Origin of the sequence: Bacteroides sp., assembly GCF_028690125.1 — a bacterium.
In the GTDB taxonomy this organism is placed as follows: Bacteria; Bacteroidota; Bacteroidia; order Bacteroidales; family Bacteroidaceae; genus Bacteroides.
Map to the genome: position 1 here is coordinate 45,603 of NZ_JAQVBV010000032.1, position 15,608 is coordinate 61,210.

10 protein-coding genes and 1 pseudogene are annotated in these 15,608 nt (G+C 38.2%); 1 reads left to right on the top strand and 10 read right to left on the bottom strand.

The window, feature by feature from the left end; translation table 11 throughout:
* Window positions 1-5: 5 nt before the first annotated feature.
* Window positions 6-1,397, bottom strand: a complete 1,392-nt coding sequence (potA, locus tag PHO71_RS18435) for a polyamine ABC transporter ATP-binding protein (protein WP_300206145.1) — start codon at window positions 1,395-1,397, stop codon at window positions 6-8.
* Between the two features lie 138 nt (window positions 1,398-1,535).
* Between potA and PHO71_RS18440 the strand changes: the two genes are divergently transcribed.
* Window positions 1,536-2,636, top strand: a complete 1,101-nt coding sequence (locus PHO71_RS18440; RefSeq protein ID WP_300206147.1) for a TlpA disulfide reductase family protein — start codon at window positions 1,536-1,538, stop codon at window positions 2,634-2,636.
* 155 nt (window positions 2,637-2,791) lie between these two features.
* Here the strand turns inward: PHO71_RS18440 and PHO71_RS18445 are convergent, their stop codons facing one another.
* From PHO71_RS18445 to PHO71_RS18485, 9 genes and pseudogenes are all read right to left on the bottom strand, one after another.
* Window positions 2,792-5,356 carry a glycosyltransferase family 1 protein gene (locus tag PHO71_RS18445; RefSeq protein WP_300206149.1) on the bottom strand — a complete coding sequence of 855 codons (2,565 nt, stop codon included), beginning with the start codon at window positions 5,354-5,356 and terminating at the stop codon, window positions 2,792-2,794.
* Window positions 5,353-7,057: pseudogene (locus PHO71_RS18450) on the bottom strand (glycogen/starch synthase). The gene PHO71_RS18445 and the pseudogene PHO71_RS18450 overlap by 4 nt, the downstream one beginning before the upstream one ends.
* A gap of 202 nt (window positions 7,058-7,259) precedes the next feature.
* Window positions 7,260-7,721, bottom strand: a complete 462-nt coding sequence (locus PHO71_RS18455; protein ID WP_125040199.1) for a V-type ATP synthase subunit K — start codon at window positions 7,719-7,721, stop codon at window positions 7,260-7,262.
* A gap of 83 nt (window positions 7,722-7,804) precedes the next feature.
* Window positions 7,805-9,622, bottom strand: coding sequence for a V-type ATPase 116kDa subunit family protein (locus PHO71_RS18460; protein WP_300206152.1), 1,818 nt, complete (start codon window positions 9,620-9,622; stop codon window positions 7,805-7,807).
* Window positions 9,619-10,224, bottom strand: coding sequence for a V-type ATP synthase subunit D (locus PHO71_RS18465; RefSeq protein ID WP_025076426.1), 606 nt, complete (start codon window positions 10,222-10,224; stop codon window positions 9,619-9,621). The genes PHO71_RS18460 and PHO71_RS18465 overlap by 4 nt, the downstream gene beginning before the upstream one ends.
* A 37-nt stretch (window positions 10,225-10,261) precedes the next feature.
* Entirely contained in the window at window positions 10,262-11,587 is a 1,326-nt protein-coding gene (locus tag PHO71_RS18470; RefSeq protein WP_300206155.1) for a V-type ATP synthase subunit B, read from the bottom strand.
* 43 nt (window positions 11,588-11,630) lie between these two features.
* Entirely contained in the window at window positions 11,631-13,385 is a 1,755-nt protein-coding gene (locus PHO71_RS18475; RefSeq protein ID WP_300206157.1) for a V-type ATP synthase subunit A, read from the bottom strand.
* Between the two features lie 17 nt (window positions 13,386-13,402).
* Complete coding sequence (locus PHO71_RS18480) at window positions 13,403-14,245, bottom strand: DUF2764 domain-containing protein (RefSeq protein WP_300206159.1); 843 nt, start codon at window positions 14,243-14,245, stop codon at window positions 13,403-13,405.
* 11 nt (window positions 14,246-14,256) lie between these two features.
* Window positions 14,257-14,847 (bottom strand): hypothetical protein, encoded by a 591-nt coding sequence (locus PHO71_RS18485; RefSeq protein ID WP_300206161.1) that lies wholly within the window; start codon window positions 14,845-14,847, stop codon window positions 14,257-14,259.
* Between the last annotated feature and the right edge of the window lie 761 nt (window positions 14,848-15,608).

The window sequence follows — 15,608 nt, forward strand, 5'->3', positions numbered from 1 at the left end:
TCCTGTTAATCGGTTAATTTAATTACACGAATACCATCCGGAGGGATAGTAATACCTACACGGTCACCATCATCCCACACGTCGTTCGTATCTACAAATACATTCTCGTCCCAATCAGATAAAACAGTCAGATGATAATGATCACCCTTGTAAAGGATAAACTTAACTTCACCCGTTAATGTTCCATCTTCTTCATTATCTTGCAAGATAACTTTATTAAAATCAACTTCAATTTTGACTTCCGCAGAAGTTTCTATACCCTCTACCAAAGCGCACTCAAACGAACAACCCAAGAACTCCACATGAGTAGCATCCAGCAGTTTACCTTCAAACGTATTACATACCCGTTCTTTCTTCATAATGTGAATATCGAATGGTTTTACCAATAGCCCCACCTCTGCTCCTACTTCGAAATGATGATAGTCCTGAACTAAAAATTCATAACCGCCACAAAGTACAGTCATCTCATAATGCACTCCTTTGAATATGGAAGTCTGAACCACCCCAACCAACTGAGCTTTATCAGAAACAGGGAAAATATAAAGATCTTCAGGTCGGATAACGACATCTACCGGCATATTCTCACCAAAACCTTCATCCACGCATTCAAATTCAGTATCACAGAAATGAACCAATTTATCACGAACCATCGTACCATTAAGAATATTACTTTCACCGATAAAATCCGCCACAAATGAGTTAATCGGTTCATTATAAATATCTATCGGAGTACCTATCTGCTGAATTTTTCCCTCACTCATAACAACAATTGTATCGCTCAGTGTGAGTGCTTCTTCCTGATCATGAGTTACATAAACAAACGTAATTCCCAAGGATTTATGCATTTCCTTCAACTCCATCTGCATATCCTTACGCATCTTCAGGTCGAGTGCTGCTAATGGTTCGTCTAACAATAGCACCTCCGGTTCATTAACAATAGCACGCGCGATTGCCACTCGTTGTTGCTGTCCTCCCGAAAGAGAATCCACATCACGATACTCATAGTCCGTCATACCCACCATTTTTAAAGCAGCTTTTACCTTCTTTCCAATGGTCAGTTTCGGTGTTTTTTTTAGTTTCAAACCGAAAGCAATATTATCGTACACATTCAAATGAGGGAACAGAGCATATTTCTGGAATACCGTGTTCACGGGACGTTTATGCGGAGGAGTTTGAGTTATTTCCTTACCGGAAATTCGGATAACACCTTCTGATGCCGTCTGAAAACCGGCAATGAGACGCAATAACGTAGTTTTTCCACAACCGGAAGGGCCGAGAATAGTGACAAACTCTCCCTTTTTTACGTTCAAGGTCACATCATCCAATGCTGTTTTCTCGCCAAAAAACTTCGATACATGACTTACTTCAATGATGGATTTATCTTCTTGCATATTCATACTAAAAGTTTGGGCTGCAAAGGTACATATTTCTATGATTTCTTCCTAAGGTTAATCTAATATAACAGTGTTTTTCAATGCCAAACAGAAAAAAAAATTATCTTTGCATAAATATTTATTCACTAATTTTACAAAAGTATGAAAAAGTTTACTTATCTAGTTATTGCTACAGCTGCATTAAGTATAGCAGCTTGTACTGGTCAGAAAACCGGATACGTTATTACCGGTACGGTGGAAGGAGCCACTGACGGTGATACAGTTTATCTTCAGGAAAGGACCGGTAGAAATCTGACTAAACTTGACACAGCCATCATCTCTAATGGAAAATTCACTTTCGAAGGTGTACAAGATTCTGCTATCAATCGTTATGTAACATACAAAAATGGTGCTGAACCTTTAATGATCGATTTCTTCCTTGAAAATGGAAATATCAACGTTGCTTTAGGAACCGAAAAGAGTAGTGCTACCGGTACACCGAACAACGATGCATACCAGGAAATCAAAAATAAGATTGATGAACTTAATGCGAAAATGAATGCTATTTATGAAGCAATGGGTGACACTACTCTCAGTGACGAACAAAAAGCAGCTAAACAAGAAGAAGGAGCAAAAATTGAAGAAGAATTTAACAAAGTTATCAAAGAAGGAGTAGAGAAAAACATCACGAATCCTATTGGTGTCTTCATGTTTAAACAAACCTTCATGAATAATACAACTGCCGAAAATGATGCACTGTTACTGCAAATCCCGGCTAATTTCCAAAAGGACGATGGAATTGTTCAAATCAAAGAATTCATTGATAAGCAGAAAAAGACTGCTGTAGGTTCAAAATTCATTGATTTTGAAATGCTAACTCCGGAAGGAAAATCAGTTAAACTGTCTGATTATGTAGGTAAAGGTAAAGTAGTATTGGTTGATTTCTGGGCAAGCTGGTGTGGTCCTTGCCGTCGTGAAATGCCGAGCCTGGTAGAAACTTATGCGAAATACAAAGACAAAAACTTTGAGATCGTTGGTGTATCATTGGATCAGGATGAAGCTGCATGGAAAGAAGCTATTAAAAGCATGAATATGACTTGGCCGCAAATGTCTGACCTGAAATTCTGGCAAAGTGAAGGTGCACAGCTTTATGCAGTAAACAGCATTCCTCACACCGTATTGATTGACGGAGACGGAACAATTATCGCCCGTGGTCTTCACGGCGAAGAACTTCAGACTAAAATTGCTGAATCTGTAAAATAATTAAAGGTTAGAGAAGCAATGCTTAGTTACCATCAGCTTTAAAATAAATCATTTTAATACATAAAATTTTAGCCCCTGTAATTTCGAATTGCAGGGGCTAATTTTATATAGGAAAGTAATGAGAGAGACACTCAATCCTTACTTTTTTCAACCGTTTAAATAAACCAACGTACGTAACAGAAGTCCTGACGATGAGGAAGATCCGGATTCTTGGGGAACATACGATAAGAAACCTTGAAACTGCCTGCATTAGACAAGCTATGTTTAACCTGGAATGTATACAGGTCGCCTTCTTTCTTGATTACACTAAACGGTTCTACTGAATAAACGTGTTGTTTACCGTCGGCAGTTATATAAGTTGTAACCAACTCCAATCCTACTGCATCATTCAAACCTTTCTCATCAATTACAAAAGTGATAGTGTAATCTTTTCCGCTTTCAATATCACCCTTTTCCAGTTCTTCTTCTTTATCGCAAGAAACAATCTCAATGGAATCCCATTTAGCAACAACTTCTTCTTTCCATGCTGCAATTTCTTTTGCCTTTGCATTATTGTTAGCAGCCAAGACTTGGAAACGTTTTGCCTGTTTGCAATAAAACTTACTGAAATAGTCATCTAACTGACGTTTCATTGTATAATGAGGAGCGATCTGAGCGATAGAGTTTTTCACCACTTTAATCCAGCCTTCAGAATATCCTTTCTTATTGCGAGCATAGTATAACGGCAAAATTTCTGTTTCAAGAATACTGTAAATAGTAGCAGCATCCAACTGATCCTGATGTTCTTGATTCTGATAAGTACGTTTTTCAGTCAGTGCCCAACCAGCTCCTTCACGATAGCCTTCCAACCACCACCCGTCTAATACAGAGAAGTTTACAACACCATTCATCAATGCTTTTTCACCAGATGTACCGGATGCTTCTAACGGACGAGTCGGAGTATTTAACCAAATGTCTACACCTGAAACCAAGCGACGCGCCAAATGCATATCATAGTTTTCGAGGAAGATAATCTTACCCAAAAATTCCGGACGACGAGAGATTTCAATAATACGTTTAATCAATCCTTGTCCTGCTCCATCATGTGGATGAGCTTTACCTGTAAACAGGAATTGTACCGGATAATCCGGATTGTTCACGATCTTAGAAAGACGTTCCAAGTCAGTAAACAGCAAGTGAGCACGTTTATAAGTAGCAAAACGGCGACCGAAACCGATCAGCAAAGCGTTCGGATTGATTTTATCCATCAATGAAACGATACGTGAAGGATCTCCCTGATTATTCAACCAAGTATCACGGAATGACTTACGGATGAAATCTACCAATTTATTTTTCATCATCATACGAGTCTTCCATATCTCTTCATCAGGCACATTATAGATAGCCTCCCAAATCTTAGGATTAGACTGATCGTACCAGAAGTTTTCATTGAAATATCTAAAGTACAGTTGTTTCCATTCTGTCGCACTCCATGTCGGGAAGTGAACGCCATTAGTCACATAGCCCACATGGTTTTCTTCCGGAAAATAACCTTTCCAGATAGAAGAGAACATTTCCTGAGATACCTTTCCGTGTAACCAGCTCACACCATTCACTTCCTGAGAAGTATTGCAAGCAAATATAGACATACAAAAACGTTCGCCCTTGTCACCCGGATTATTACGACCAAGATCCATCAAATCATCCCAGCTAATACCCATTTTTGCAGGATAACCACCCATATACTTTCCAAACAGACCTTCATCAAAGTAATCATGACCGGCAGGAACAGGAGTGTGTACAGTATAAAGAGAAGATGCGCGAACCAACTCAATAGCTTGATCAAAAGTTAATCCGGTAGCTACATAATCAGAAATTCGCTGAACATTGATCAATGCAGCATGTCCTTCGTTACAGTGATAAATATCTTTTTTAATTCCTAATGCTTTTAAAGTCAGGATACCACCAACACCCAACAGAATCTCCTGTTTCAGACGATTCTCCCAATCACCACCATACAACTGATAAGTAATAGGACGATCATACTCACTATTCATTTCGTTATCTGTATCCAACAGATATAAAGAAATACGACCTACATTCACACGCCATACATTGGCATGAACAAAGTAGTCTAAATAAGGTACATCCACTACCATCGGTTTACCTTCAGCATCCAATACACGTTCAATAGGAAGCTGTCCAAAGTTCTGAGCCTCATAATTTGCAATCTGCTGTCCATCCATTGACAACGTCTGAGTAAAGTAACCGTAGCGATACAAGAATCCTACTGCACAAAGATCTACATTACTGTCAGAAGCTTCTTTCAGATAGTCGCCAGCGAGTACACCAAGACCGCCGGAATATATTTTCAATACATGGCTCAAACCATATTCCATACTGAAATAGGCTATGGACGGACGTTTGTCATCCGGCTTAACATCCATGTAGTCTCTAAATTTCGTATACACATCATTCATTCGTCTCAGAATCACCTTGTCTTTTGCTAAAGCTTCCAACTTCTCATAGCTCATACGCTCTAACAACAATACAGGATTCTGCCCACATTCTTTCCAAAGTTCCGGATCTAGATCTCTAAATAGTTCTGTCGCTTCAAAATTCCACGCCCACCAAATGTTACGCGCAATCTCAGATAATTTCTCCAACTCTGAAGGGATATGAGACTTAACGGTAATCTCTTTCCAGTTAGGAGTGTTCACATTACTTACTTGAATTCTCATAATGTTTTTAATTTACTTATTGATGAATAAATTGTTTTTCTAATTGAACTGACGCTTTAAAGCATTACGCAATGCAATGTCATAAGCCTCATAATAATATTGTATAAAGTGTTTCCACAAAGCCTGCTCAGCAACTTCTGCTGCCCGTTTGCGAATCTCCTTTATTTCTTTATCTGTCTTATCCGCAAAGAGTGTAATTGTACCCTTGATACCATCTGCCACTTCCGAATAATTATAGTCCGAACGATGTAACACCTCTACCCCATCATTAATGCCATGCTGATTCTTGAGGCTATTCACCCAAAGACCGAAACCTGCCAGATCAGTAGTAATAGTCGGAACATGAAAGGCTACACTTTCTAATGGAGTATACCCCCATGGTTCATAATAGGAAGCATAAATGCTCATATCCTGTCCCAGCAACAAATCATAATAGTCTTTGTTCATTATTCCGTCACATCCATTTAAATAGCAAGGTACGAAAATCACCTTCACTTTATCTTCCGGACGATTATTCATTCCTAAATATTTCAACATATCCAAAACCTGGTCATGTGTCATATTATGCAGCCAATGTGTAATAAACGGAACTTCAAGGGGAGTATCAAACTTCTCCTTACTCTTCAAACGAGCTTGTAAGTCTTCACGAGGCTCTCCTACCCAACCCGGAACGTTTATATAAGCCAATACATTCTTATGTAAATTCTTATCACGATTCAAGCGATTCAACGACTCCAAAAATACATCTATACCTTTATTTTTAAACTCATATCGTCCACTGGTTCCGACAATTAACGTCTCATCATCTAAATTTGTTCCCAATAATTTATTGGCTACACTCAGTAATAAGGCGCGCGCCCGTTTGCGTTTACCGGTAAATGTAGAACCTTTAGGCACAAAATCATCCTCAAAACCATTCATCAAAATTACATCTGCCGGTTTATCAAGCAATTCCTTACATTCATTATTAGTGATTTCACTGACCGTAGTAAAACAATCCACATAATGAGCCGTCTGCTTTTCAATAGAATGTTTAGACTGCATATTCAGTTCCTGAGCCATCTGGTCACCATTATAAGCAAACAGATAGTCATATAACGGCTTATTATTACCAGCTATCGAACGACCGATAGAAGTAGCATGAGTTGTAAAAATAGTCCCAATCTCCGGCACAGCTTCTTGTACATAAAGTGCTCCCATTCCTGTCATCCACTCATGTGCCTGATATACCACCTTATCCGTTTCAGTAAGATTATAACGGTAGAAACTTTCTACTACCTTACCTGCGGCATAAGAGAACATAGAAGCCTCGTCGTAATCGCCATAAGCGTGCAACGAATCTACTTGAAAACGATTCCACATATCTGTGTATATTTCGTCTTTCTTCTCAAAAAAAGGTTGGAAATCGACTAGAATGACAATTGGTTCACCCGGAATATTCCATCGTCCTATACGAACGGAAAGATCATCTTGCTCTTGCGCATATTTCTTCCATGCAGCACAAAGATTATCTGATTCGGTGAATAAGGAGTTATCTTTTCCTTGCCATACATCAGGACCTATAAAAAATATTCTATCACGGAACTTCTCCTGTAACGTATTTGCCCTTGTAGACAAGACGGTATATATCCCTCCCACTTTATTACATACTTCCCAGCTGGCTTCGAAGATATAATCGGGGGTTAATAAATCTTTTACCATATATTATATTAAAACTCTTTTTAGTATGTGAGTGCAAAAGTACGCATTATTCTTTGAAAAATAATACTTTATGCAAAAAATATAAGTTAAGAAGAGGAAAGAAACAGAGTTTAAGTATGAAAAAGATAATCCCCTTGCGAATGCAAAGCTGCATACACAAGGGGATTGAAAGTTCTTTATTAAAAAATATTCTTAGGAAAAATTATACAAGTGCACTGCCGATCAAAAAGGTTGCTGCCAAAGCTACAATTGCATAAAGTTCCGGGAATACGGCAAGAATCAACGTGTTACTAAACACATTGTGTCCCTGTCCAATAGCTGCAATACCATTGGCACAAACTTGTCCCTGACGGATTGCTGAAAATAATGCAACCAATCCTAAAGCTATACCTGCACCCAAAACAGCTGACGCCTGAATAGCTGTGATTTCAGGAGTCAAGATACCAAAGATAGTCTGGAACATAAAATAACCGGCAAATCCATAAAGACCCTGTGTACCCGGAAGGGCTGTTAATACCAGAAAGTTACCAAATGCACTATCATTCTTTTTTAATGCGCCAATAGCCGCATTACCTGCAATAGTTACTCCGTAAGCACTACCGATGCCTGACAAACCAACCATAACCGCGATGCCAATGTAGGCAATAAACAAATTCATTTCCATAATTTTATTCTATTTTTTATTGTTTAATTCTAAATCTTTTCTTTATTCTCTTATTATAAGCAGTCGATAACCACTGCCAATGATCAATTTTTAAAAGGTTTGTATTCCTTACCGCCTCCTTCATAACCGGAATTCTTAAAGAACTCAACAAATGTTAGACGCATCGGATGAACCATTGCTCCCAGTACATTCATAAAAATATTGATTGCATGACCAATAACGAAAATCAGTACCATCACAATCGGACCTGCAATTACATTATCCGGACTCATACCCACTGCCAAGCTATTAAATACTCCCGCAAGAATACCTCCAGATAATCCAAGAGCAAATAAACGGACGTAAGACAATACATCACCTAGCAAACCGGTAACCATGTTGTAAGAATCCCATAATCCCAATCCTATATTCAAGAAGATATTCTTGCCCGGACTGTTGAAAAGGAAAATCATCACACCACAAATTCCCAGTATAATCAAATGTAAAGTACTACCCATCGGCATAATACTCGGCAACAAAGCTGATACAGCCATAGACAACAGCAAAGTAATCCAACCGATGGTAGCAATTGCATATTTGAATCCAAACTGAATCGTTTGATTGACAGCTTTCAACACCATACCAAATATAATCTGAATGGCTCCTAAGATAAGTGATAAGCGGAACATATCATTATTATCCATGAACACAGCATGTTTCAAACGCTGCACAATAGGCCAGTCCAAATCATAAATATTAGCACCGAAGAAGGTTCCCGTCAGCAAACCGCAGAAAAAGGTCGAGACCGCCAATATCTGTATCAATGACAAGATCGATTTCATATTCGGAGTAATTTTCTTTGAAATCAACCGATAAGCCGTAGCACCGACAAAGAGGAATAGACCATAACCGGAATCTCCCAGACAAAGTCCGAAGAAAATCATAAAGAATGGAGCAAAGAACGGAGTCAAGTCCAATTCATTATACTTCGGAAGCATATACAACTTACAGATAGGTTCGAACCAAGCAAAAAAGCCTTTATTATTCAACCGAATAGGAACATTATCTCCCGGAGCCGGATCCGTAATCTCATAATAAATATGTGCATCATTCAGATAAGCTTCAATTTCCAACTTATTGGAAGCAGGTGCCCATCCTTCTATGAGCATCAACTTATCACCAGCTGCCTGTTCTGTACTCAACACAACCTTAGAGAATTCAATCTGTCCTTGTATCTCTTGCAAAGCTTTTTTCAATGAAGGAATTTCTGTTTCAGAGAGTACTACCAACTTCTTTTCATTCTCTTCAATCGCCTGCTCAGTGGTATTATACAATGTATCAAGATACGTCAAAGAATAAGCAGGAAGTTTGGCTTGTTCTACATCCAAGTCTATCTCTTCCCCAGCATTGGTTACAGTTATAAAGAATATTTTTGAAGAAATACGATTCACAATCATAGCATTGTATTCCGTCTCCCATTCTTCTTTATAATTACCTTCCGAACAACTATAGAAACCTATTACATATCCGGCATCTTTCAACTTCTGCACATTCGCGGGTTCAAAGTTACCCCAAGCCTGTAACGCCTCGATTTCTTTTACATAACTTTGCAATTGCTGGGATAGTTTTCCATGCTCCATTTGTAAAGCATCTACTTCATCCAATACCTGCAATCCACGAGCAGACGTGCCACCTTCCTTTGCTATAACAGCATCTTTTGTATGTTTCTGATTCTGAAGCAATTTTAAAGTAGCCATCAAACGATTCGAAAGCCGTATGTTTTCTTGCAATTCTGTATTATCAGCAGTACCCTGTTGTTTTTCCACAATATGGACTACACCAAGTTCACGCAGACTATTCAAGAATTGTTCATACTCCTTGTGATAAACCAGGAATGTAAGTTTATTCATTTTTGTAATCATGCTTCTACCTCCTTCCTTTGTTCTTGATGGGATTTCATGATCTTTTGCGATGATTTCGACAGGTTTTCTTCGTCTTCCATAAATCGTTTAATCTTTCGCAATGCATCCTGATAACCCGGTATCTGTACCTTCTCAAAAAGATTTACTTTCTGAGTGGTCTTTTTCCTTGCATGTTCTAATAGATTCAGCTTGGCAAGTATAAATTCACGTTCAATAGCTGTATGAGCAAGCTCTTTCAACAAATGGATACCATCGGCATACCACTTGGGAGCATTGAACAAGCTGTACGGACGTATCTCGAAATCTATATTTTCGAGCAACGGCACACGCACACCCGCAATCTTTTTCACGCCAAGATGAACATCATTCACCTTTATCAATGAAGCATCAAACTCATTCCAAAGGGCGAACATGGCTTCATAGGCTTGAATTTGTTGTTCGAGCCTATCCTCCAGATCGGCAGCTTCCGTTTTACAGCGCTTCACTTCCATGCGGAGAGCACTTTCCTTATTTTTAATGATAGGAAGTGTACGTACCCGCACTTTCAGTTGCTTTTCGAGCTGCTGAAGAGAGGTTTTGTTATATTGAAACTTTATAGCCACGTTATTAATTGCTAATTATTAATTACTAATTGCTCTCTTATTCACCTTTTGGCCAATATTGATCTAACAATTCTTTCTTGATATTTACTTCTTCCGGACGGAAATACTTTCCAAACAAACCCCAGGCTACATCAAGCATTTCTGTCGTATCAAGATTAACATCAATAGCTAGCAATTGGTTAGAATAATCTTTCGCAAAGGCAAGTGTACGTTCATCGTAATTTGTCAAATCAAAACCATTTTCCATCTTCGTTTTGGCATTTGCAGCATCAGCATACAGACGTACGGCAGCATTCATCACTTGCGGATGGTCTTTACGCGTCTTCTTACCAGTTACTAACTGTTTCAAACGAGACAATGAACGGAACGGATCGACGATTACTTTACCAATATCGCTATCACGACGAAGAAACAACTGACCTTCAGTAATATAACCTGTATTATCAGGTACAGCGTGTGTAATATCTCCTCCGGACAAAGTGGTCACCGCAATAATAGTGATAGAACCACCTGATGGGAATTGTACCGCTTTCTCGTAAATCTTTGCCAAATCCGAATAAAGTGAACCCGGCATAGAGTCTTTTGACGGAATCTGATCCATACGGTTAGATACAATTGCCAATGCATCAGCATAGCTAGTCATATCAGTCAATAATACAAGAACTTTCTCATTATTATTCACAGCGAAATATTCAGCCGCAGTCAGTGCCATATCCGGAATCAACAGACGTTCTACCGGAGGATTTTCTGTGGTATTCATGAAACTCACGATACGGTCAAGAGCACCTGCATTAGAGAACACATTCTTGAAATACAAATAATCATCATTAGTCATACCCATACCGCCGAGAATAATCTTATCCGTTTCAGCACGTAATGCCACATTTGCCATTACTTGGTTGAAAGGTTGGTCAGGGTCTGCAAAGAATGGGATTTTCTGTCCGGATACTAAGGTATTATTCAGGTCAATACCTGCAATACCTGTCGCAATCAGCTCAGAAGGCTGTTTACGACGTACCGGATTTACTGACGGACCACCAATTTCAACCTCTTGTCCTTCAATTTCCGGTCCTCCGTCAATCGGATCACCGAAAGCATTAAAGAAACGTCCAGCCAGTTGTTCGCTCACTTTCAATGTAGGTGATTTGCCAAGAAATACCACTTCTGCATTGGTCGGAATACCTTCCGTACCTTCAAATACCTGCAAAGTGACATCATCACCGGCAATCTTTACCACCTGTGCCAGTTTACCGTTTACAGTGGCAAGCTCATCATACCCCACTCCTGTTGCCCTCAACGAACAGGTAGCCTTGGTAATCTGAGTAATTTTGGTATATATCTTTTGAAAAGCTTTTGTTGCCATCTTTAATAATTATGAATTATAAATTTTGAATTATGATTGCTGATCAAACACTTCTTTCAGCAATCAATTCCTTCAACTGTTGTTTGAATCCTTCATATTGTTCAGACTGATACTTCGAGTAATTCATCTGTTTGCAGATATTAATCATCTTCTTAAAAAAGTCCATTACCTCATTGAAGTTATCAAACTCAAATTCCGTATGACAGATGTCAATTATCATATTCAGAATAGCTTCCTGACGTTCCATTGGAGTTACCGAATCAATTTCATCGAAAGCATCCTGTTGCAAGATTACAAAGTCAATCAACTCTGACTTCCAGAAGATAACATGATATTCCACAGGTACACCGTCATCACCTAAGATGTTAATCTGTTCAGCGATTTCCTTACCACGTTGCAAACGAGTTTTAAGCTCATTTACTTTACCAATCCACTCATCGTTGATATGATTTTTGATGTATTCTTCAAATTCAGGATATTCAATATATTTAGAATAAGAATCAATCGGATTCACAGCCGGATAACGTTTCTTATCAGCACGATCTTGTTCAAGAGCATAAAAACAACGGGCTACCTTCTTTGTATTCTCCGTTACAGGTTCTTTCAAGTTACCACCGGCAGGAGATACAGTACCTATAAATGTAATAGAACCTGTTTCATCATTATCCAGCTTCACATAACCAGCACGACCATAGAAGTTAGAAATAATAGCAGAAATATCCATCGGAAAAGCATCAGGTCCAGGCAACTCTTCCATACGGTTGGACATTTCACGCAGAGCCTGCGCCCAACGAGAAGTAGAGTCCGCCATCAATAGTACTTTCAGTCCCATAGAACGGTAATATTCAGCTAATGTCATTGCTGTGTAAACAGATGCTTCACGAGCAGCCACTGGCATATTGGAAGTATTTGCAATAATAATAGTACGTTCCATCAATTTACGTCCGGTATGTGGATCTACCAATTCTGGAAATTCCGTAAAGATTTCCACAACTTCATTCGCACGTTCTCCACAAGCTGCAATGATTACAATATCCGCTTCCGCTTGTTTCGAAATTGCATGCTGAAGTACTGTTTTACCAGTACCAAACGGACCAGGAATAAATCCTGTACCACCTTCCACTATCGGATTTAAAGTATCTATTACACGCACACCGGTTTCCAATAATTTGAAAGGACGCGGTTTCTCTTTATAATTCGTCATAGCTCTTTTTACTGGCCATCTCTGAATCATAGTCACCGGAATGTCATTTCCTTCTTCATCCGTCAGAATAGCAATCGTATCTTCAATCTTATAATCTCCCTCAGCTACAATTGATTTTACTGTTGCAATTCCTTCCATAGTAAATGGAGCCATGATTTTCAATGGTTGGAAGTTCTCGTCCACCTGACCTAACCATGCAGAAGATTGCACCTTATCACCAACATTCACCATCGGAATAAAATGCCATACACGCTCTTTATCCAACGGATAAGTATACTGTCCTCTTTTCAAGAAAACACCATCCATCTTGTCAAGGTCATTTTGCAGACCATCATAATTCTTAGATAACATACCCGGACCTAAAGTCACTTCTAGCATGTGTCCAGTAAATTCGGCTTCAGCACCCACTTTCAACCCACGCGTACTTTCAAAAACCTGAACGTATACATGAGAACCTACAACCTTAATCACCTCCGCCATCAATTTATCTCCACCGGTAGAGATATAACAAATCTCATTCTGAGCTACCGGTCCATCAACGACGAGGGTCACCATGTTGGCAATAACGCCACTAACAGTTCCTTTTGTTGCCATATATTTTTTTAAATTTATTATCTGAATTCTGCGGGAATCTGTACCTTGTTCTTCAACGATTCAATAATGCTGCGGAACAACTGATTTCCCTTTTCTTTATCCAATGAGATCCAACGCTCTATCATTTCCAGTTTCAGCAAGAAAGCGAAAATACGTTCTATAGTGAAATAATCAAAGAAGATAGCATCTTCCATCCAATTCCACCGTAAAGCATCCAACTTCTTCTCACGTTCTACCAATTCTGTAATTTCATTAATCTTCACCAATGACTCCAAAAAATCGACTTCACCAGTCAAACCGAAATCACGGGCACTAGAAGTACGTAAAACTTCACATACATCCGTATTCCCCACAACATTGGCAGCAACATCCCATTTGAATTTACGAGCTGTAAAAGCAACAAGAATATTATTGATATTCAGATTGAATTCAAACCAAGAAGATACAAACTTATTTCCACAATCCATGGCATAATCATAATACAGAGCCGCCAAATGATCTTCGTGCAAAACTGTACTTTCTACAGGTGTATTCAAATAATCAAGAATAAAGGTAGACAGATAGGCAGGAAATTCTTTAGAACTGATTTCTCCTCCATCTTTCAATGTAGAAATATGTTCAGTGAGTTCATCGGCAGAATAATTTCCTCGTGTATCTATCCCTGCTTCCTTATTCTTTAAAAGCTTCAATACATTAGCATTATCAAACTTCAAATAAAATAAGTCGATCAACTTTTGATCCGAAGTAGACAATCCACTGTAGATTTCAGTTTTAAAATCAGCTACTGTATAACTTAGTTTACTATCCTCCAACGAAAGTTCCGGTAAACCAGCTACTAAGTAATAGTATTTACTACTCATAGTCGCCTCTTTTAAAATAACATTTCTACTAATTGAGGACGCAAAAATGCTTTGAAGTAATTCATGAATTCTTCTTCTCCGAAGTTCACTTTATAAGAACCGTCCGCAGGAGAAACAGTAAATAAGGTCTTTATACCATTTACTTGTTGAATCGTCACACTCTTATCCAATAAAGCTTTTGCATGTATTGCAAAGTACTTCTTTAGAGACTCTGCATCCGTAGATGAAATAACAATCGGCTCATCTGCACTCCATCTGGATGCCAATGCCACAATAAAAGCATTCAGAAAATCCTTATTCTGTGTAAAATCCTTCACTGAGGCAGTTATTAACTTGTCAGTAACAATAGTCGCAATTTCTGACTTGAGTGCATTAACAGACTGACCTGCAAATAATTTCAACTCTGATTTTGTATTTTCTGCCAGTTCATCTGCAGATTTACGAGAGGAGGCTACAATTGATTCAGCTTCTTTGTGAGCATCCTCAATAATTTTTTTTGCTTCTTCCTGAGCATTCACGATAAGTCTTTGCGCTTCTTCATTTCCTTTTTCCACGCCTTCACGATAAATCTTATCGGTCAACTCTTGAATTTTGTTTTCCATATAAACAGGAGTATTTAGTATTATTACTATATTAATTGTATTCCTTTATCAGATTCCCGCCAAATTTACAAAAATCAATTTGATAAAAAAGAGAAAGATGAAAAGAAAACAACTCACTTTAAAAAAAATCACAGAATTACACTGTTTTTATTCTGTTCTTGCCCTACTGTCATTACTAAATTACAACATTAGACTATATCAAAAGAACGAAGCAAATATAAACAAAAAATAGAAGGTAAAAAGTAAACAGATTCTAAAACAGGCAAAAAGGAGGATAAAACGGATATATCAAAGATTAAAATGTATTTATATAAATTCCAATTATTTTAATTGATCCACGGATAAACATAGATCTTAGGAAAATAAGCATGAAATATTTGATTTTATTCATCTGATAGCTATTATCACTAGTTTCCCATTAAAATCAGATCACTAATTAATAATAAAACAGACTCGATTTATAAGCACTCTTAACTTTCAGCACATTACAAAATAGAAATATTCAATTTTGGCACTAAGATACTAAGCATAAATTCAAATCCATTTTATCAGAAATTTTCAACTGCATTATAAAACAAAGCACAATAGGTTTTGTTTCACTAGTCTCATCGCATTAATTAAACAGATTTCAATATTGGTCAATTCAAAATAGGCAACCTATTCTTCTTACTACCAAACGCAATAAAGCCCCTTGACTCTTTCGAATCAAGGGGCTTCTTGAAAAACGGCAGTTACCTACTCTCCCACTGTTACGCAGTACC